Origin of the sequence: Bacillus sp. IT-79MI2 (assembly GCF_949768135.1) — a bacterium.
GTDB classification, from domain to species: domain Bacteria; phylum Bacillota; class Bacilli; order Bacillales; family Bacillaceae_G; genus Bacillus_A; species Bacillus_A pseudomycoides.
Genome location: NZ_CATKPV010000084.1, coordinates 22169 through 42603, shown reverse-complemented (window position 1 = coordinate 42603; position 20435 = coordinate 22169). Strand labels below are relative to the sequence as shown.

At 34.3% G+C, this 20435-nt stretch carries 21 protein-coding genes and 2 pseudogenes; 7 read left to right on the top strand and 16 right to left on the bottom strand.

Going from position 1 to position 20435, the window contains the following annotated elements; genetic code table 11:
• Positions 1 to 9 precede the first annotated feature (9 nt).
• The 3 genes from ACM6HU_RS21260 to ACM6HU_RS21250 all read right to left on the bottom strand — a co-directional run bounded on the left by ACM6HU_RS21260 (position 10) and on the right by ACM6HU_RS21250 (position 1749).
• Positions 10 to 744 (bottom strand): alpha/beta fold hydrolase, encoded by a 735-nt coding sequence (locus ACM6HU_RS21260; protein WP_033671198.1) that lies wholly within the window; start codon positions 742 to 744, stop codon positions 10 to 12.
• Between the two features lie 194 nt (positions 745 to 938).
• Positions 939 to 1112, bottom strand: coding sequence for a hypothetical protein (locus ACM6HU_RS21255; protein ID WP_016131415.1), 174 nt, complete (start codon positions 1110 to 1112; stop codon positions 939 to 941).
• Between the two features lie 22 nt (positions 1113 to 1134).
• Positions 1135 to 1749: a flavin reductase family protein gene (locus ACM6HU_RS21250; protein WP_414848428.1), complete on the bottom strand. Its 615-nt coding sequence runs from the start codon at positions 1747 to 1749 to the stop codon at positions 1135 to 1137.
• 94 nt (positions 1750 to 1843) lie between these two features.
• Here ACM6HU_RS21250 and ACM6HU_RS21245 point away from each other — a divergent pair, with 94 nt between their 5' ends.
• The gene (locus tag ACM6HU_RS21245) at positions 1844 to 2524 is read left to right on the top strand and encodes an ArsR/SmtB family transcription factor (RefSeq protein WP_414848427.1); all 681 of its coding nucleotides are present in this window, start codon (positions 1844 to 1846) and stop codon (positions 2522 to 2524) included.
• A gap of 203 nt (positions 2525 to 2727) precedes the next feature.
• Here ACM6HU_RS21245 and ACM6HU_RS21240 read toward each other — a convergent pair whose 3' ends face one another.
• The 9 genes and pseudogenes from ACM6HU_RS21240 to ACM6HU_RS21200 all read right to left on the bottom strand — a co-directional run.
• Complete coding sequence (locus ACM6HU_RS21240) at positions 2728 to 4668, bottom strand: AMP-binding protein (RefSeq protein ID WP_016114921.1); 1941 nt, start codon at positions 4666 to 4668, stop codon at positions 2728 to 2730.
• A 48-nt stretch (positions 4669 to 4716) separates the two neighbouring features.
• Positions 4717 to 6258 (bottom strand): acyl-CoA carboxylase subunit beta, encoded by a 1542-nt coding sequence (locus ACM6HU_RS21235; RefSeq protein WP_097835813.1) that lies wholly within the window; start codon positions 6256 to 6258, stop codon positions 4717 to 4719.
• A gap of 2 nt (positions 6259 to 6260) precedes the next feature.
• A complete protein-coding gene (locus tag ACM6HU_RS21230; RefSeq protein ID WP_016114919.1) occupies positions 6261 to 7049 on the bottom strand; it encodes an enoyl-CoA hydratase in 789 nt (262 codons plus the stop codon).
• Positions 7050 to 7053: 4 nt separating this feature from the next.
• A complete protein-coding gene (locus ACM6HU_RS21225; RefSeq protein WP_016114918.1) occupies positions 7054 to 7965 on the bottom strand; it encodes a hydroxymethylglutaryl-CoA lyase in 912 nt (303 codons plus the stop codon).
• Between the two features lie 22 nt (positions 7966 to 7987).
• Entirely contained in the window at positions 7988 to 8203 is a 216-nt protein-coding gene (locus ACM6HU_RS21220; protein WP_003197789.1) for an acetyl-CoA carboxylase biotin carboxyl carrier protein subunit, read from the bottom strand.
• 27 nt (positions 8204 to 8230) lie between these two features.
• Complete coding sequence (locus tag ACM6HU_RS21215; RefSeq protein ID WP_016114916.1) at positions 8231 to 9568, bottom strand: acetyl-CoA carboxylase biotin carboxylase subunit; 1338 nt, start codon at positions 9566 to 9568, stop codon at positions 8231 to 8233.
• 14 nt (positions 9569 to 9582) lie between these two features.
• Entirely contained in the window at positions 9583 to 10728 is a 1146-nt protein-coding gene (locus tag ACM6HU_RS21210) for an acyl-CoA dehydrogenase (protein ID WP_016114915.1), read from the bottom strand.
• Between the two features lie 215 nt (positions 10729 to 10943).
• Positions 10944 to 11912, bottom strand: coding sequence for a YbgA family protein (locus ACM6HU_RS21205; protein WP_414848426.1), 969 nt, complete (start codon positions 11910 to 11912; stop codon positions 10944 to 10946).
• Positions 11913 to 12160: 248 nt separating this feature from the next.
• Positions 12161 to 12364, bottom strand: a pseudogene (locus tag ACM6HU_RS21200) (N-acetylmuramoyl-L-alanine amidase); the annotation flags it as partial.
• Positions 12365 to 12388: 24 nt separating this feature from the next.
• Here ACM6HU_RS21200 and ACM6HU_RS21195 point away from each other — a divergent pair.
• The 3 genes and pseudogenes from ACM6HU_RS21195 to ACM6HU_RS21185 all read left to right on the top strand — a co-directional run.
• Positions 12389 to 12594, top strand: a pseudogene (locus tag ACM6HU_RS21195) (IS3 family transposase); the annotation flags it as partial.
• Positions 12595 to 13048: 454 nt separating this feature from the next.
• On the top strand, positions 13049 to 13537 hold the full coding sequence (locus tag ACM6HU_RS21190; RefSeq protein WP_016114913.1) for a DinB family protein: 489 nt from the start codon (positions 13049 to 13051) through the stop codon (positions 13535 to 13537).
• A 198-nt stretch (positions 13538 to 13735) separates the two neighbouring features.
• Positions 13736 to 14248 carry a nucleoside deaminase gene (locus ACM6HU_RS21185; RefSeq protein ID WP_414848425.1) on the top strand — a complete coding sequence of 171 codons (513 nt, stop codon included), beginning with the start codon at positions 13736 to 13738 and terminating at the stop codon, positions 14246 to 14248.
• 185 nt (positions 14249 to 14433) lie between these two features.
• Here the strand turns inward: ACM6HU_RS21185 and ACM6HU_RS21180 are convergent, their stop codons facing one another.
• Complete coding sequence (locus ACM6HU_RS21180) at positions 14434 to 15243, bottom strand: HAD family hydrolase (protein ID WP_016114911.1); 810 nt, start codon at positions 15241 to 15243, stop codon at positions 14434 to 14436.
• A 488-nt stretch (positions 15244 to 15731) separates the two neighbouring features.
• Between ACM6HU_RS21180 and ACM6HU_RS21175 the strand changes: the two genes are divergently transcribed.
• The 3 genes from ACM6HU_RS21175 (at position 15732) to ACM6HU_RS21165 (ending at position 17775) form a co-directional block, all read left to right on the top strand.
• The gene (locus ACM6HU_RS21175; protein ID WP_016114910.1) at positions 15732 to 16121 is read left to right on the top strand and encodes a cupredoxin domain-containing protein; all 390 of its coding nucleotides are present in this window, start codon (positions 15732 to 15734) and stop codon (positions 16119 to 16121) included.
• A 365-nt stretch (positions 16122 to 16486) separates the two neighbouring features.
• Positions 16487 to 17581, top strand: coding sequence for a RapH N-terminal domain-containing protein (locus ACM6HU_RS21170; protein ID WP_016114909.1), 1095 nt, complete (start codon positions 16487 to 16489; stop codon positions 17579 to 17581).
• Positions 17581 to 17775: a hypothetical protein gene (locus ACM6HU_RS21165; RefSeq protein WP_016114908.1), complete on the top strand. Its 195-nt coding sequence runs from the start codon at positions 17581 to 17583 to the stop codon at positions 17773 to 17775. The genes ACM6HU_RS21170 and ACM6HU_RS21165 overlap by 1 nt, the downstream gene beginning before the upstream one ends.
• 208 nt (positions 17776 to 17983) lie before the next feature.
• Here ACM6HU_RS21165 and ACM6HU_RS21160 read toward each other — a convergent pair whose 3' ends face one another.
• The 3 genes from ACM6HU_RS21160 to ACM6HU_RS21150 form a co-directional block, all read right to left on the bottom strand.
• Positions 17984 to 18265, bottom strand: coding sequence for a zinc-ribbon domain-containing protein (locus tag ACM6HU_RS21160; protein WP_016114907.1), 282 nt, complete (start codon positions 18263 to 18265; stop codon positions 17984 to 17986).
• A 46-nt stretch (positions 18266 to 18311) separates the two neighbouring features.
• The gene (gene tnpA / locus ACM6HU_RS21155; protein ID WP_016114906.1) at positions 18312 to 18587 is read right to left on the bottom strand and encodes an IS66 family insertion sequence element accessory protein TnpA; all 276 of its coding nucleotides are present in this window, start codon (positions 18585 to 18587) and stop codon (positions 18312 to 18314) included.
• A gap of 258 nt (positions 18588 to 18845) precedes the next feature.
• Positions 18846 to 20297 carry an O-antigen ligase family protein gene (locus ACM6HU_RS21150; protein WP_016114905.1) on the bottom strand — a complete coding sequence of 484 codons (1452 nt, stop codon included), beginning with the start codon at positions 20295 to 20297 and terminating at the stop codon, positions 18846 to 18848.
• Positions 20298 to 20435: the final 138 nt, after the last annotated feature.

The window sequence follows — 20435 nt, the reverse complement described above, 5'->3', positions numbered from 1 at the left end:
TCGCTCCTTTTACATATGTGATACTATCCATTTAACAGCTTCTATTACATATTCAGGCTCATCTCTTTGGATATAATGACCGCTATTAAGCGCAATAATCATTTTATGATTATTTGATAATTGCAATAGTTCTTTTTGCATTTTTATCCACTGGGCTTGCGCTTCATCAGAATAAAAATCTTTTTTTCCAGCAGCAACTATAACAAGGGGAATATTTCCGAGTGTTTGTGGATGACGCCCTACCTCATCTAAACTTCTCATAAACTCTTCATAGGTGCCTTCATATGTAAATTGTTTATAATATGCTTCTTGAAATTCAGAAGACATGATAGGCAGAAATTTCTCTCTATAGTTTTCTGGTGTTGAATCTACTAATATTAATCCTGCAGTTTCTTCTGGATATAAAGAAGCGAATAAACGAACATTAATACCGCCAAATGAATGCCCCACAAATATATAAGGTGGTTTAAGGTGTAATTGTTGTAATATCTCTCTTAGCTCCTTTACCATCTCAGAACTAACACGTGTATTCGGACTTTTTTCACTTTTCCCTAAACCAGCTCGGTCATATAAAAGCACTGTTCCGTATTCTGTAATTTTCTCTGCAACTTGATCCCAAGTTTTTGAATAATCACCGTATCCTGCATCCATGATAATTACTGGATTATCTTTCTTCCCTTTTATTACTTTTGTGTACAATGCAGCCCCATCTATATTCACATATTTTTCGTATTCTTTACTCATATTCATTTTCTTACTAAAACATCTCCTTTTTAATATGTATTCAGTTAATACCATTATATCACTTATACAGAAAATTCTTTTATTTTATAGTACTATTTTGTATAAAGAGCGCTATCCAAGAACATATCAATAGAGTATTCGTTTGAAAGATAAATAGCTATAATTTTATACCTGAGCACTTAAAAGAAACCAAATTAGATTTTTATAATTTTTCCAATTAGTTTAATATCTTCGCCATCAATAACTATCCCATCACCATCTTTACAAGCATAAATCGTCCTATTTCTCAACTTGGAATAATCCTTTAACAAATCTAAATATATAAGTTGCTTAAAATTGTTTCTTTCAAAATACTCAAGTTTGATCATTTTCCCTGACTCCTTTAAGATTTCAAGCTCGATAATTCTTTCCTAACTCTTCTCCTATTGAAAAATAATGTCTAAAATTATAAAATAATGGACTCCATTTTTGCGGATCAATATGGTTTTCCCCTTTTGTTATCTCCTCGTGCGCATGTACATGAATAACCTCGGTTTCAACAATTGCAAAGAAAGGATCATATTCTGGAATCCTAATTTGTTTTACGTTTGCTTCGATTTGTAGTGGGCATTCTTTAATGCGTTGTGGCTTTACTGACTGTGAATCCAATGGTGTAAAACCAGCCATTGTAAATTTATCTTTTTGATATGTATACCCCATTTCTTGTTTATAAACTGGAACATGCTCTACTCCAGTATAGGGTGCGATTTTTTCTACTTGTTTCCACTGCAATGCAGAAGGGAAATTAATAACACATTCTCTACTCCTTTCAAGATTTCCAATCGATTGCCCTCCCAAACCAATGCCTAAAATCATATAGTTTCCTAATGCCCATGAAGAAGACATTGGACTGATATTTGTTGTCCCATCTTCATTCAATGTTGATAATAAATAAATTGGTATTCCATAATATAAAATCTTTGGCTGTATCTCTTTGCATAATAGTTTACTTATTCCCGAATTCATATTATCACTCCTAATTTTGATTCTTTATCTGTATTGTAAAACACAAAAACTTCCATTATCATCGAAATATGGATGTAAAAAAGGAGTGAAGATGATGAATGAAAATATAGCGAAAATCGCTTCCTTAATTAGTGATACATCACGAGCAACCATCTTGGTTCACCTTATGGATGGGCGCGCCCATCCCGCTACTAAATTAGCACATGTTGCAAAAATCAAACCACAAACAGCCAGTTTTCATCTCAATAAATTATATGAGGCACAAATTGTTGAAGTAGAAAAGCATGGCAGACATCGTTATTACAAATTAACAAATCATGAGCTAGCAGAATCACTAGAAAAGCTATTATACATTGCCCCTTGCGAACCAATTCGATCTTTTAAACAAGCAAAAGAAAATAAAAAAATTCAATATGCAAGAACATGCTATGATCATTTAGCAGGAAAATTAGGAGTTGAGATTACAAATGCTTTATTAAATAAACAAATATTAATAAAAAAGGATACTGAATTTGCAGTAACAAAAGTCGGTGAAGCATTTTTTTCAGATTTCGGTGTAAACTTAGAACGATTACACAATAAAAGACGTGCATTCTCCAGATGTTGTTTAGATTGGACCGAGAGACAACACCATATTGCAGGTGCACTAGGAAATGCAATTCTGGTACGAATGTTAGAACAAAATTGGATTACTAAGTTCGAACAATCAAGAGCGATACATATAACTTCATTAGGACAGCAAAAAATTCATGAAACTTTTTCTATAAAACTTTAGTTTTACAGATGGACAATTTCTCCATATTTATAGACTTATACATGAATTATTCAGCAAAGGAACTACAAAATTAATCTTTATTTCAATCTGGCTTAGATATTGTATGTGCTTTTCATTCATATTAAAGGAGATTCTCAATACAAAAAATCTATCCATCATAAAACAAGACATGAGCCCCTTTTATAAGGGGCTCATGTCTTGTTTTATATTTGACTAGATTGTAATCCCTGAATATAAGAGACAACTTCCGGATTTACAAGTGAAGATAAATCTCCCAATTCTCTCCCTAAGTATGCTGCTTTAATCACACGTCTCATTACTTTAGAATTACGTGTTTTCGGCAAGTCTTCTACAACATGAATATCTTTTGGACATAACGCCTTTCCGATATGAGAGTTTACTAAATTCAATAATTCTTTTTTTAGTTCAGATGTAAATTTTATTCCTTCTTGTAAAACAATAAAGCAATGGCAGACTTCCCCTTTTACTTCATCTGGTACGCCGATCGCCGCGGCTTCTATTACACCAGGATGCTTTACAAGAATTGATTCATATTCAGCTGGCCCAATACGCTTCCCGGCAATATTTAATGTATCATCAGAACGTCCGGTAATAATATACTGTTCTCCATCATAAATGACCCAATCACCGTGCACCCATTTGTTTTCAAAGCGCGACCAATACGTGTTAACATAACGTTCGTCGTCTTCCCAGAAGCTTTTCGTCATTCCAACCCACGGTTTTTCTATACATAATTCTCCAACTTCATCACGGATTGGAGTACCTTGTTCATCTAATACAACTGCTGCCATTCCAGGTAAAGATGCATTGAAACTAATAGGTGCAATTGGTTTAATTAAAACATTTCCAAAAATCCCACCGGAAATTTCAGTTCCACCTGAATAGTTACAAATTGGTACCTTTCCTTTTCCAACTGTTTCAAAGAGCCACATCCAAGGGTCTGGATTCCAAGGTTCACCTGTTGATGCAAATACCTCTAAACTTTCTAGAGAATGTTTCTTTACATATTCATCACCTTTTGCCATCAGTGCTCGAATTAATGTTGGTGAAATTCCAAGGTGAGTAATTTGATATCGATCAACCGTTTCCCATAATCGATCTGCTTCCGGATAGTCTGGAACACCTTCATACATTACCATTGTTGCCCCATTAATAAGAGAGCCGAATAATAAAAACGGTCCCATCATCCAGCCCATATCAGTTACCCATAATACACGGTCACCTTGCTTAATATTCATACCAAATCCTGCATCAAATGCAGACTTCAGAGGAAATCCAGCGTGCGTGTGTACAGTTCCTTTTGGTTTCCCAGTCGTCCCTGATGTATAAATGAGCATAAGCGGGTCATCACTTTTCATTTCTTCAGCGTGTATAAATGGTTTTTCCTTTTCGAGAATACTCCATGATAGGTCATAGTTATGAGGTGTAAAATCATTTCCAGCATGACGTACAATTACAACCTTCTCAACAGATGCACAATGTTCGCACGCTTTATCTATCTCATCTTTTAATGAAACGATTTTACCACGGCGCGAGAATCCATCCGCTGTAATAATCATTTTGGATCCTGCTGCCTGTACACGCGTCATGACTGCATCAGCTGCAAATCCAGAAAAAATCGGGGAAATAATCGCACCTATTTTCATTACTGCCAGCATAGCAACAACTGTCTCTGGAATCATCGGCATGTAAATCGTTACACGATCACCTTTTTCAATTCCGGAATGCTTCAATCCATTGGCAACTCGGCTCACCCAGCTATCAAGTTCTTCATATGTAAATGATTTTGTTGTTCCGTTTTCCCCTTCGTACATGAGGGCAGGTTGTTGTTTTGTTTCTTCATCTGCAAGCCAACGAGATAAAGCAGATTCTACTACATTACACGTTCCCCCAGTGTACCACTGAGCGAATGGTGTACCGTTTTCTAAATCTAATACTTCTGTATACGGCTCCATCCATTGATAGCCAACTGCACGTTCCGCTTCTCCCCAAAACCATCCAGTTTCTTCAATTGACTTGTTATAAAATGCTTCATAATCTTCATAGCCAAGCGATTTCATCCACCCATATAGACGTGTTTTATCTTTATATTCTTCTGTTGGAAACCAAACGGCTTGTTTCAATGTTTTCCCCTCCTCATTTTTCGAACAAGAAAGCCCTTAATAGGGCTTTTATACTGGATAAACTGGATGTTTTCGATCTGTAAACACTTGATATTTACTCATGTACATTTCGAAGCGCTTCTTTAGTTCTTCACGTAAATCATTCGGATGAACAATACCATCAATCACCATTTCTGATGCTAGGCGATAAATATCAATATCTTTTTTATACTCTTCACGTTTTTCTGCAATGAAGCTTGCACGCTCTTCTTCTGGTAACGCTGCGATTTTATTCGCATATACGGCATTAACAGCAGCTTCTGGTCCCATTACAGCAATGGAAGCCGTTGGCAACGCTAAACAACAATCTGGTTCGAAAGCTGGGCCTGCCATTGCATATAGACCAGCACCATATGCTTTACGAACAACGATTGAAATTTTCGGTACTGTCGCTTCACTCATAGCAGAAATCATTTTCGCACCGTGACGAATAATACCAGCTCTCTCAACTTTCGTTCCAATCATAAATCCAGGTACATCCGCAAGGAATAATAATGGAATATGATATGCGTCACATAAATTAATAAACTTCGCTGCTTTATCAGCAGAATCGTGGAATAATACACCGCCTTTCATACGCGGTTGATTTGCAACAATACCAATAGGCTTCCCATCGATTCGTCCTAATCCTGTAATAAGTTCTTGTGCAAATAATTTTTTCACTTCAAAGAAAGAACCTTCATCGATAATACGATTAATAAGATCTTTCATATTAAAAGGAGCATTTTGATTTTCTGGGATGATTTGTTCTAACGTTTTTTCGAACTGTTTTGGTTCTTGAGGCTTAGTCATAGGAGCATTTTCTTGATAGTTACTTGGAAAATATGAAATATATTGTCTTGCCTGAGCAATCGCATCTTCTTCTGTCTTACATAATACATCTCCGCATCCTGATACCGAGCAATGCATACGAGCGCCGCCCATTTCCTCTAGTGTTACTTTTTCACCAATAACCATTTCAGCCATACGCGGAGAACCTAAATACATAGAAGCATTTCCTTCAACCATCATGACAACGTCACAAAAAGCAGGAATATAAGCACCTCCAGCTGCAGAAGGACCAAACAATAAACAAATTTGTGGTACCTTACCTGATAGCTTCACCTGGTTATAAAAAATGCGTCCCGCACCGCGGCGCCCTGGGAACATTTCAACTTGGTCAGTAATACGGGCACCTGCAGAATCAACAAGATAAAAAAGTGGTACACGTAACTTTTCAGCTGTTTCTTGAATGCGTAAGATTTTTTCAACAGTTCGAGAACCCCAAGACCCTGCTTTAACTGTTGAATCATTTGCCATGACACATACAGTACGACCATGTATTTTACCAGTAGCAGTTACAACACCATCTGCCGGTAAGCCTGTTTGCTCACAATTAGCAAATAATGCATCTTCTACATATTCACCATTATCAAATAGAAGAGCTAAGCGATCTCGAACAAAGATTTTTCCTTTTGCTTTATTTTGTTCATGATATTTTGGTGCCCCACCTTGTTTAATTGTTTCAACACGTTCTTGAAATGAATTCGATTGTTGTTTTTGTTCTAGCACTTTTACTCCCCCTTATACACTGGTTTACGTTTCTCCTGAAATGCTTGTAGTCCTTCTAATCGATCTTTCGTATGGATTACACCTTCATACGCCTGCTTTTCCATTTGTAATCCGGTATGCAAATCTACTTGTATCCCATTTGAGATTGCTTCTTTTGCTAATCGAATGGCAATTGGTCCATTACTCGCAATGCTTCTTGCAATTTCAATTGCTTTTTCTTCTAGTAAGTTAGCTGGTACCACAAACTCTACCATTCCATATTCCTTCGCCTCATGCGCCGAAATACGTCTTGCTGTATAAATTAATTCTTTTGCCCTGCCAACACCAATTAGTCTTGGGAGACGCTGCGTCCCACCAGCTCCTGGGATGATAGCTAGAGATGTTTCAGTGAGTCCAAGGCTTGCTGTTTCTGCCGCAATTCTAAAATCACACGCTAAACTTAACTCGGTACCACCACCAAGTGCAATTCCATTTATTGCAGCAATAACAGGTTGTGATAATTGCTCAACCATATCCATTGTAGAACGAATCATCCCAACTGCATGACGTACTTGCTCCTCATTCATATTGGCACGTTCTTTTAAATCAGCTCCGGCACAAAATACTTTTTCACCATAGCCTGTTAAAATGATAACGCGAACATCAGCTTCTTCATTAATATGATTTAATGTAGATTGCAACTCTTCTAATAGTGCAAAAGATAATGAGTTTGCTTGCCGTTCGCGATTTAATGTTATTTTTACGATATGCGGTGTTACATAATCTACTGAAATGTTTTGTAATTGTAGCATTTTATCACCTACTTATTGTTTTATGTTGCAATGCTTTATACACATGACTTGGCAATTGAATATTTAGCTTACTTTGAATAAATTGACTAGCCTTTAATAACTTTTCTTCATTTATATTTGTTTGTACGCCCATTTTGTGGAGCATATGTACTAAATCATCAGTCGCGACATTACCTGATGCTCCTGGTGCATAAGGACAACCACCAAGTCCACCACAGGAACTATCAAAAGTCGTAACACCGTATTCCAATGACTGAACGACGTTTGCAAGCGCCATTCCGTACGTATTATGAAAATGCATCGCGAATTGAGAAGAATCATATTTTTTAAGTAAATGCTCTAATACACGCTCTACTTGCAATGGATTTGCTACACCAATGGTATCTCCCAATGAGACTTCATAAATGCCATATGAGAAGAGTTGATTACATAATTCGTCTACAGCATCAATGCTCACATCCCCTTCATAAGGACAACCAAATACAGTAGAAACATAACCTCTTACTCTTTTACCTGCAAACCCTGCTTGCTTTGTAATATCTCGCACGACAGATAACGCTTCTTTAATGGACTTATTGATGTTATTTTTATTATGTGACTCACTTGCTGATAAAAAAACATTCACCTCATCTACATTTTGCAAAAGAGCTCGTTCCAAACCATTTTGATTTGGAACAAGCGCAGCATATGTAATATCTGAATTCCGCTTTAACTCTGCAAATACATCACTCGCATCAGCTAAAGCAGGAACCCATTTCGGGTGAACAAAAGAGGAAACTTCAATATATGATAATCCAGCTTCTGAAAGTAATTGAATCCATTTCACTTTATCTTTTGTGCCAACAATTTTCTTTTCATTTTGCAAACCATCACGTGGTCCCACTTCTTTAATGACAGCAAAAGTAGGTAGCTTCAATACATTTCACCCCTTCTTCTCCCTATTCAATCTCTACCAATACATCTCCTTCATTAACAAAATCGCCCTCTTGTACATTTATTTTCATAACTGTCCCAGCTTCTTCTGAAACGATTGGAATTTCCATTTTCATAGATTCCAAAATGACGACATCCTGTTCTTCTTCTACTGTATCCCCTATTCCCACAACAATTTTCCAAACATTACCTGCCATCGATGCATATACTTTTGTCATCATTTTTACCCCCTTTAATATTCATAAACCTTATTTTTTTACAAGTTGTTTTGTTACAAAGCCTGTTGTATAAATACCACTTTGGAACACTTCATCTTCTAATACTTGCAGAAGCATTGGTGTATTTGTTTTAATACCTTCTACTTTCAGATTTTGAAGAGCATCCTGTAATTTCTCAATAGCTTCTTCGCGCGTTTCACCATGCGCAATTACTTTTGCAATCATCGGATCGTAAAACGGTGTAATTGTCACCTTATTCTCCAAAAAGTGATCGATACGTACTGCGGTTGGTAGAGTTAGTCCTATAATTTCCCCAGGAGATGGGAAAAATGTTTTTGGATCTTCTGCATAAATACGTGCTTCAATGGCATGACCACTACGATTTATATCCTCCTGCGTAAAGGAAAGCTTTTCACCAGACGCAATGAGTAATTGTTGTTCAACAAGATCTAGACCAGTAATTTCTTCAGTAACAGGATGCTCCACTTGTAATCTTGTATTCATCTCTAAGAAATAGAAGTTTTTCTTATCATCCACAAGAAATTCAACCGTACCGGCATTTGTATAGCCAAGAGCTTTTGCTGCTTGTACAGCAACTTCCCCCATCGCTTTACGTGTTTCTTCATCTAAAAATGGAGACGGTGCTTCTTCAATTACTTTTTGATTCCGGCGTTGTACAGAGCATTCACGTTCCCATAAATAAACTGTATTGCCATGTGTATCAGCTAAAAGTTGAATTTCAATATGATGCGCATCTGCAATGTATCGCTCTAAGTACATCTCACCATTACCAAAAAAGTTTTGTGCACGCGTTTTATTGCTCTCGAATGCTTTGGTGAGCGTTTGCTCAGTTTCCATCAACTGCATTCCAATGCCCCCGCCGCCCGCGGATGCCTTCAACATTAATGGATAACCAATTTGTTTTGCAATTTCAATCGCTTCTTCAGCAGTCTCAATATTCGTTGTGATTCCTGGTACAACTGGAACATTTGCTTCTTGCATTGCCAGACGTGACTCGATTTTACTTCCCATCTTAGCAATGATTTCCTCAGAAGGACCAATAAATACAATCCCTTCTTCTTTACAGCGAACCGCGAAGGAAGGATTTTCTGATAACAATCCATATCCTGGATGAATCGCTTCAGTATTTGTTTTCTTAGCAATTTCTATAATCTTTTCGAGATTTAAATAGCTCTCTTGGACACGTGGGCCACCAACCAAATAAGCCTCATTTGCTAGTTTTACATGAAGTGCATTTTCATCTGCTTCTGAGTAAATAGCAACTGTACGAATTCCAAGTTTTTGACATGTTTTTATAATTCGAACTGCAATTTCGCCACGATTAGCAATTAATATCTTTTGAAACATAGTGAATCCTCCTTTTATCTACACCCTAAATGTCTTGCAATTACGAGACGTTGAATTTCAGAAGTTCCTTCACCAATTTCTAAAAGTTTTGCATCACGAATGTGACGCTCTACTTCATATTCACGCATATAACCATATCCACCGTGAATTTGCACTGCTTGATTCGCAATACGACTTGCTGCTTCAGATGCAAATAACTTTGCCATAGCTGCTTCTTTACCGAAAGGTTTATCATGATCTTTTAACCAAGCTGCTTTATGTACTAAATTACGCGCCAATTCCACTTCAGTAGCCATATCAGCCAGTTTAAATTGAATCGCTTGGAAATTAGAAATCGTTTTTCCAAATTGCTGACGCTCTTTTGCATATTGAAGTGCACGCTCAAAAGCAGACTGTGCAATTCCTACAGCTAATGCTGCAATTGAAATACGCCCTCCATCAAGTGTATATAAGAATTGTTTAAATCCTTTATTTACATCACCAAGAATATTCTCTTTCGGTACACGAACACCATCAAGTACGATTTCGCAAGTATTAGAGGCACGAACACCCATCTTATCGTATGGACTTGAAATCGTTAATCCCTCACTTGTTGTCGGCACAATAAATGCAGAAATACGTTTTTTTCCATTTTCTTCGACACCATTGATAGCGGTTACAATGGTTGTATTTGCATACTCTGCATTCGTAATCCAACACTTCTCACCGCTAATCACATATTCATCACCATCTAAAAATGCTTTTGTTTGTGTGCCACCTGCATCTGATCCAGCGTTCGGCTCTGTTAAACCAAAAGCACCTAGTGTTTTTCCTGATGCCATTGGAACTAAATACTTTTGCTTTTGTTCTTCTGTACCAAAGTAATAAATTGGTGAAGCACCTAATGAAATTGTTGCAGCATAACTTAAGCCTGTACCGCCACAAGCACGGCCAATTTCTTCAACAGCTAGCGCGTACGATAGAGTGTCGCCGCCAGAACCTCCATACTCTTCTGGGAATGGGATTCCTAATAATCCTAGTTCGCCCATTTTTTGAAACGTTTCGTATGGAAATTCAGCTGTTTTGTCATAATACACAGCTTTTGGTGCAATTTCCTTTTCAGCAAAGTCACGTACCATTTCTTTAATCATTTGTTTTTCGCGAGTTAGAGTAAATTCCATTCCGCTACACACCCCTTATCGAATATTGAGTTTCGACAGCGTGCGAGTCTGTACTACAAACATTGCTTCTTAAAGACAAGATTAGTAGTTAGATAATTGTTATAATTCTGTCATAACTTAATTTTAAAACAGATTCTGTACTCATGCACAAAAAAATTCCTACATTGTTCTACAACAACATAGGAATAACAGTGTCGAATTATGTGGTTTTTTCTTTAATAATCTCTTCCTTTTCCGGAATCTGAGATTTCTACTAATGCTTCAGGATATGGTTCAAAATAGGTTTGCCGAAATAAATAGTGGTCTTCAAAACGTAAGACCCACGACTTTAAAACTACAAGTAAATTGCTAAGAGGTATTTTCTTATCTGCATATTTTTGAAGTAGCGTTAAAAAATACTCTTTTTCTTGCTTGTTTAGCTTATCTTTAAAGTATCCAAAAATATGCTGACATACGTTTATATTCGATGTATAGCGAGGTGTTCGCTTCAATAATTCATACAAGGTTTTTTCGTAATTCTCAAAGAGATTTTCAATATTATCCTTTGCATGATTTGCAATAATACGGCCTAATTCTTTTTGTTTCACCTGATTATATGCCATAAATAAGTATTTGTGATCTGATTGAAAAGATACTAGCTCTTTCAAATTTTTATTATGTTTAATTCTTTTAAAGTGAGCGATTGTAAACAGTCTCGTAAAGAAATGTTCACGAATAATAAAATTCGACAATCTACCTTCTTCTTCTACTGCAATATGCGAAAATTTTTTTAATACAGCGCCACAAAACAAACCAGCACCCTTCTCTTTTACTGGTGATTTGTCATATCCTGTATAAATTTTCACATCTCTAGTTCCGCAACTTGGAGAACGATTTTTTAAAATAAAACCATCAACATCCAGTAAAGTACTTAAAAATTGATCAGAAAACCGTTGCATCCTCTCTGTAACATCTTCTCTTGTCGAAGGCTGTACAAGCTTGTGAATGCCACTATCTTCGATAATCCGAATTGTCTCACGTGGAATTCCTAATCCGATTTCTACTTCAGGACATACCGGAATAAATATAACAAACGGTTGTAAATTTCGAATTGTAATATCAGAAATCCTTTCCCCATTATAACGACAAGCATCAAATTCTAGGCATTTACTTACAACAACTGTTGGTTTTGCAAATTGTCGCATTTTATTACCTCCGCGGCGTTAATCCATATAATATAAATTGTACTACGATGAGTATTCTAAGCAAAGTTAGTTTGTATTGTCTATTTTTATAATGACTATATATCCAGTAACATATCAGCGATATTTTATATTTATTTTGTATAAGTGTTAGCAAGTTCATTTGCAAACTTGTTAGCACTTTTTTATATTTCTTCTATAAATATATTATACAAAAGAGCATCCTTTAAGTGGATGCTCTTTTGTAACTCTTACTTCACATGTCCATAGGCTTCGTTTGCTGTTACATAGTATGTTTTGCCCTGGCTACTATGCTCTTTGTACTGATAAAATCCATTCACCATAACCTTCCCATCGATTGCAAATCATAATCCTGCATCTAAAGTACCAGCAACAACATTATCCTGCCAAGATGGAGAATCATAGAAACGTAGGTTATCCACTTTGAACACAACTTAGTGAAGTTCTTACAATAAATTTCAAGGAGGGAGTGTCCGTATTAGACACTTGTGTTGAGTTTCTTCATGCTTTTCTAAAGAAAGAAGAAGTATACCGCACACAATATGTCACGTTTAAACAAACAAATCTAGCACTATTTCAATGCATCAAAGAATGATATAACCGCAGTAGCATTGGTTATAAAACTCCCAAAGCAATAGAAAATTCGACTAAAGAAGTTGCTTAAATTTAATTTTTTTATGTCCTAGATATTGACTCAAATCCATAACCCACTCGGTAACCTTCCCTGGACCAACTTGCTTCCTTATCAATGTACCGTCTTTAGCAAATTCAACGCCTTTGAGTGTAGCTGTTACATAATCTACACCCCCGGCTATTTTTGGCCAAGCTTATACAGTTTTTCTTTTTCGTTGTAGGTAGTGTTATATGTACAATTGGGATTTTAGCATATATCTTCGCTTAGTTAAAAAAGGAAGATGGGATTGCTATGGTGAAAATCTTAATAGTGTTGGTATTTAGTGTTGGTATTACTTTTTATGCTGTATGAGTTGATTAAAACAAAAAATGAACTTAAATTCTTTAGAAATGATGTAAAACGTTTATTAGAGAAGGAAAACAAAGATATATAATTTAGCTTCTGCTAACGGGGATTATGGTAAATAAAAGAGGAGTGATATTGAATGTTAGATGTTTTAAAGCAACAATACAGCTTTATTCGCTCTACCAGGGAAATTCTATTTACGTTTTCAGAAAAAATCCCACTGCAAAAGTTGCACAGCACCGTTCCAAATTTCGGAAGCGGTAGCATTATAAAGACCCATATTCATGTAGCCGATTGTTATCGATACTGGCTTGGATCATTCGCATTTAACCAAAGGCGAGCAGATTTTTCGTTTGCTACTGATTATGAAATTGAGCATTCAAATGTCGAGAAAGTTCGCGCCAGATTTGAGTTAGTAGATGAGATTGTACAACGTTTTTTAGATGAATTCAATGCTCGTTGGTTCGAAAATATAGCAAATGAAGTGAAATGGCAAAAAGAACCATGGAGTACAACTCCACTATGGCTTTTAACCCATACCGAGACACATGAATTTCATCATAAAGGACAAATCGTATCAATGGATCGTCACCTCGGATACATTCCTCCTAACACAGACCTTGATTAATTCAATTGTACTAAAAAATGATCTACTATAACTGCCGATAACATTGATTATGTGAATGGAAAGACCCTTCAGATGTAGGTTTGAGATAAAGTTTGATTAGAAATGGCTTATAAGTGTTATTTGTTAATTCCAGGTGTTGTTCATCATGTTTTTATAACTCTCTTTTGATAAAATTAGATTTAAAAGGGGGAATTTGTTTTGGTGAGAAAAATGGATCGTTTGTTTTTAGAAATGGCTTTAGAAGAAGCGAAAAAAGCAATGAAAGAGAACACATATCCAGTAGGTGCTATTATTGTTGGGCGAAACAATGAAATATTAGGTAAGGGGCGAAACAGGGTACACACTCAGGATGATGCCTCCGCTCATGCTGAAATCGATGCTATAAGAGCAGCAGGAAAGAAACTCATACATGCTAAAGAAAACAGATTACCTATTACATTATATACAACACTTGAACCATGCCCGATGTGTACTGGAGCTATACTTTTTTCTCATTTTACAAGAGTAGTATGGATTTTAAATGATGACAAGGGATTTGGTGGGTACCTCAAGATAAATAATACTCGTGTTTTTGAAAAATGCTTTAACAATATTGAGCATATTAGTGAACCGTTTGAAGATTTAGCCCTTAAACAAAGAGAATTAATGTTGGAATGGGCTGAAAATCCAAATAACATTCATAATAAAGTTTTAGGGGGGACGGTAGAATGATTAGGCAAGCTGTAGGTGCAATTGAAGCACGTTAGTGTTTCATTAAAAAAATGTTTTAGACTATTAAAAAATAGTTATAGACCGAAAAAGTGTTTTTTGGACATGAAAGCACCCTTTATTAATATAAAACCAAAGACCTTTAAAAGTCCCTTTAGATGAAGAACTGAAGGGACTTTCTATTCATGTTAATTTTTAATTGGATTGGTACCAAAGATTATTTGTTCTAATACCTGTGCCACACCTTCTTCATCATTGTTTCCAGTAACAAAAAATGCAATCTCTTTTAGCTCAGGAATAGCATTACCCATTGCTACTGGTAATCCAGATTCCCTAAATAAGTTAAAATCATTCCAGTCGTCCCCAAAAGACATAACATAATCCATAGGTATTCTCTTAGCTGTACAGATATCAATCACAGCACGCTCTTTCGACACATCTTTATCCATAATTTGAATCAAGCTTCCCGAGTCAGTGCGTATGATGTTAACTTTACCTTCAAAGAGTTCCTGTAAACTTTTATAGTCATAGCATTGAGAAATTAGTATTTTGGAAGCTTGTATCTTCCTTAGTTCATCAATGGTTACCACTGTAGGGTTTGTTGTGACTTTCATGACCTGTTTATAGTCTAAAGTTTGGCTGCTGTACCAAATGTCTTCAGACTCTATAGAAATATAAGCATCTGGCTGATTTGTATGTATATAGTTTAGAATTTCTTCCGTCAACATCTGTTCAATTGGGTAATGTTTTCTGCCTAACTGATTATCTACGGATAAAGCACCGTTATAATAAACAACAGATGCTATTTCTTGAAGCTCTCTACATAAAAAGTCATTAACAGACCTTGGAGGTCTTGCTGTTGCAAAAATAATAGCAAGACCTCTTTCGTGAGCTGTCAAAATGGCCCTTTTACTTCTTTCGGACACTTCTTTTTGTGAATTTAATAAAGTTCCATCGAGATCTAAGACAATGGCTTTAACATCATTTGTGAGTTTCATGTATTTTCCCCCTTTTTTAAATATATCAATACTCCTTTAATGTTCTATATTAAGCAATGAAATCCTATATAGCGTATACATGTGAGGTTGCCATAATGTCTTATTATACGCGGTAAACACAGAGATTAACTTCATATTCATTAAGGATTAGACCTGTTCTCTTTTAAAAACTTTATGCCAGAATATATACATTCTTGTTTTATTAAGTATGTTTTCTCAGAATTGTTCCTATTTCTCATGTGAAAATTACATAACCAATATTTAGTCTAATACTATATTTTAATAAAAACTCTTTTCCGAAAATGAAACTTATTTACCAGTCTGATTCTTTATTTTATTGAATTAGAAATATAAGAATTGAGGAATCCCATTAGATTAATGATGTTCAGTCTAAAACATTTTTTAACCTGAATAGTTAGACCCCCATTTATAGTGATAATATTTTATGAATTGGAAAACAATAATGCTTAGGAAAGGAAGGATTGCGAATGTCTGTGAAAAAGTGGTTAACTGGATTGGTCGTTTTGCTTGCGATGATTGTGGTTGTAACAACTCCAGGCTCACTCAGTGTATTTGCCGAATCCGGCGTCGTAACACAGCCTATTGAGTCAGTGAAAGTGATTGAGGTCGAGTTGAACGATGATTACTTTAATCCGAACGTCATCACTATTCCGATTGGAAGAACGACAACGTTGATATTGAAAAACCAAGGTAATAAAGAGCACACCTTCACAGTGGAAAAGCTCAGAATTGACGCCGAAGTCCAGCCGGGAAAAGAAAAAACCATAACCGTGAAACCTAAAAAGCCCGGTACATATGAACTGATATGTCGGTACCATTTCCAGAAAGGAATGGATGGAAAAGTAATAGTCAAATAACAAGCGGGGCCAATCGGGCCTTGCTTTTTTAATAAGCAACGGTAACTTACTTATTATTACCCAGACATCATTAAATAATAGTAATTTGACAAGCATTCTTCACCCAAATATTTACTTAATTTGACCTTATACTTTAAATATATACAGATAGTCCTATAGTGCTAAGTATCCTTAGTATTTTATCTAGTTTTTCTTTTTGTTCAAAAAAATTGATCTAAGTTTAATTCAATAAACATAGTTCTTCCCATAATGAATACTTATCCAAAAAAATAAATAGGTATTTGTTGAGAAATAAATTTACCCAATGACTAAATATTATAAATTTTTGTACAATTATATAAATACATAATAGGAGGGGTTATTCCATGGAGATTACAACGGTTACACTAGAGCAGATTACTTCTTTATTAAATAATTGGTATGATGCAATTCGCAGTCAAAACACGGACCTTGCATTAGAAATTAGAAACAAAGTAAAAGAAAAAATTGATAGAATTGAGGAGAACCAAAATATTCTTCTATACTACTCTTTACTAGAGTTTAGATATAAATTATTTATAAATGATTATAGTGAATCAAAAGCGTTGCTAGAAAAAATAAATAGCTTTGAAAAACCAACTGACGATTTTTTAAAGTACTACTATTATTTCTTTAAGGCAATTCACGCTACTGAAATTGGTAAATTTAAAGACGCTAATAATTACTTTAGTACTGCTCGAGAATTATTAGAAAAAATACCCGATGAAGCCGAAAAAGCCGAATTTTACTATAAAGCAGCGGCATTCTATTATCAAGTTCGTCAACCACTTATAGCTATCAATTATGCAACAAAAGCAAAAGGATATTATGAGAATTTAAACGGTTATGAAATTAATATTGCTGGCTGCACTAATATTTTAGGGCTTACATGTACTTCATTAAGTCAATTTGAAGCAGCTGAGGAATACTTTATATATGCTTTAGACATTGTTAATAAGCAGAAAAATACAATGCTAGCTTTAAAAATTAGACATAATTTAGGATTCTTATATGCAGAACAGAATCTATCTGAAGCAGCGATTAGAAACTTATCTGCTTCCATTGAAGATCCCGAAACTGATTATAAATCTACGTTCCTTTTAGCACGAGAACATTTCAAATTGGGGCATACAGATGAAACAAATAAATTTATTAATAAAGGTCTAAAAATCTGTAATCATGTAAATGCAATTGAATATAAACATCATTTTTCTATTCTGCGCGCATTAAATTCAGCTGAGCCAACCAATATATTTGAATCCATTATTAAAGAAGGAATTCAATACTTCGAGCAAGAAGGTTTATTAGGGTTCGTACATGACTACTCAAAACAATTAGCATTAAAATTTTATGCTTCAAATCAACCTGGTCAGGCTGGACATTATTTTTACAAGTCACACGAAGCCGAACAAAAACTACGCGATAAGGAGGCTTTAAAGTAATGAAAAAAACAATTAAATTTTTTGGAATTACATTTGGATTAACTTTAATTATAACAGGACTAATAGGTAACACTCCTTCTAGCACATTGCAAGCTGAGCATGGTAAAACATTCATGCAGCAATCGGATGTTCCCTCATATGTACTTAGAGAACACGGAAAAACTTTTTTATATGTTTCTTCTTTAAATACTTGAACAGTTGTTCAAGTAGAAAAATGTATTAGACTGGACATCGTTGGTTTAATTAAATTCCTCTATTTTTGTTTGTTTAATTTAATAAAATAAAGATTTAGACTGAGAAATAATTTTCATTTCGTAAAAGAGTATTTATTAAAATAAAGTAGTAGACTAGATAATAAAAAATACTCATAGATGGAGAGTGACAATTTTGATTCGAAGAAGATTACTCGAAATAGAGCAAATCATTAATTCCTTTATTTAAACTTCGTCTATGGACTATTTTTCTACCATTAGCTTCATAACATATAGGACAACCAGTTCCCCTAACTCTATTCTTAATAGTAGATATCCATTGATGATTACATCTACCAATCCACCATGCATTTTTGTTACTACCATATCCAATTTCTTTTATCTCCAAGTCTTCATTCTGTTCATGATCCCACTCGGCTAATAAATGTTCTTTGTTATTTTCAATGTACCAATCATAGAAACTCTTCTTCATAAATTACATCTCTTTTCACACAATATATTTTGTTTTGTTTTGTTTCTTATAAAGGTACATCTAATTCAATGGTTGCTTCTTGAATGTGAATTCGAATGGTGACATGTATGTTTTCTTCTACGACAGGGCCATTCATAGAACTCCAATTCACACGCTCATTTTTATTTTGATCTTCCGTTTCAGGTGATAATTTTTTCAACCAATAATATAGCCGATGAACTGGTAGGTTCTGTTTTTGACACCAGAAAACTTTTGATAATCCACTGTTTTTATAGTCTTGAATATAAGTTTCCCATTCTTTCTTTAATAGGTGTCTTTTCATAAAAAAGCCTCCACATGTAGTATGTAAGGAGATTATCTCATGGGTTATTTACAAATAGTAGGTGGGGAATATTTGACTCTTACCTTGAAATTCATTGTAAGGACTTAAATAAGTTGTGTCCATATGACTATACTAACTCCAATATTTATTCTTTAATTCAAAAAACTTAATCATCTTAAATAAACTATGTATTAATTAAAATAGACAAAAAATCCCGTATTAAAATACAGGATTTTAGTTAAACTTTGCTTTATTACCTTATTTTTGAATCGATTTACTACTCAAACTCACTATTAGAGTTGCCAAAATAACATTAAAATAGATGCTTACAGCGGGTGCTGTTAATACATGACCAGAAATAAATGCAATACCAAAACCTAATAATATTCCTGTTCCTAACAACACATGTTTGAATGCAAATAAAGTTTTTATATCTTTAATTAATAATAATAAAATTTTAAAACTGTAATAAATAAGAGGTAGTAAAATGAATATAAAACCAAACAATCCAAATGTATAAAACCAATCATGAAAGTCTCGTTCAATCAACTTAGGAGCTCCTTGATAATTCAGGATTCCCCCATACCCCATTCCAAACAGTTTTTGGGATATCGGAACTTCTTCAAAGGATTTTTTATAATGCTGGATAAATAATTCACGGCTACTAAATATAATATTTTCTACTTGATTTTTCTTTTCTTCTACTGCTGAATCACTACCTGAATTACTATCCGAAGCACTTACTTGTTCTTTAGGCGAACTACTAACTGGAACTTCTTTTTTCTCTTCTAATCGATATTGCTTTTGCTTTTCTTTGAATTGTTCCGTTTGTACTTCTTTTTGATGAATTGCCAAATTTTTAACAAATGGCGTTTTTGGTATTGTAGAAACAATTCCTATACTTATACAAATAACAACAAATATGTTCAATAATAGATATTTCCGCTGTTCTTTCAACTGTTTTTGGTAAAAAAACACATGAATAAAACTTATTACAAGTGTAATTACCATAGTAACTATAACCGCCATATAAGCAACTTTTGTTCCCATAGAGAAAGATGAAAAAATAGATAATAATGTTGGAATCCAATAATATAATTTCCTAATAGATGTTGTTTTTTCGATAGAATATAAAACGACAATCGGAAATGTAACACCTAAAATAGAACTCAATTCATTTCCAGCAAAAAACCATCCTTTTGATCCTATTTTACTATATTCATAACTATTATAATCAGTATGAGTGATAATAGAAATAAGTATAGTAATATTAACAATCAATATTGCATATACAATATAATCCCTTATCCTTACATATATATTTTCTTTTCTTTTGATAGAATTTAAAGCCAAAAGATAACTAAAAAACATAATTATATAATATATAGACTTTGCTATAAATTTTACTTCTTCACTTAATAACATAGGCTTTTTTATTACTATGTTATTTATAATTCCTATCATACATACTGATATTAATCCAACTAAATAAATAAGATACTTCCAATTCCCTATTTTAATTGTTGTTATCAACAAATATACAATACTTAACAACATAATAAATAAACGGACAAAAATGCCAATAGTAGCATTCATTTGTAATGACATAATACAAAAAGATGTAAGTAAATCCAAAATAGGTTGAAAAATAATAAATATGAGTAAAAAGTGTTCAAATTTGTTTTTAAAGTTTTTTTGTTTATATAACATGCTACTCTCCTTTAATCATAAATGCTTATTTAATTATTTGTTCAAAACAAGTAATTAGAATTTTCATTCTTATTATAACATCGAAATAAGAAGTTTTTTAAATTAAATTAGAATTTAACCATAATTTGGTTTTGTTGC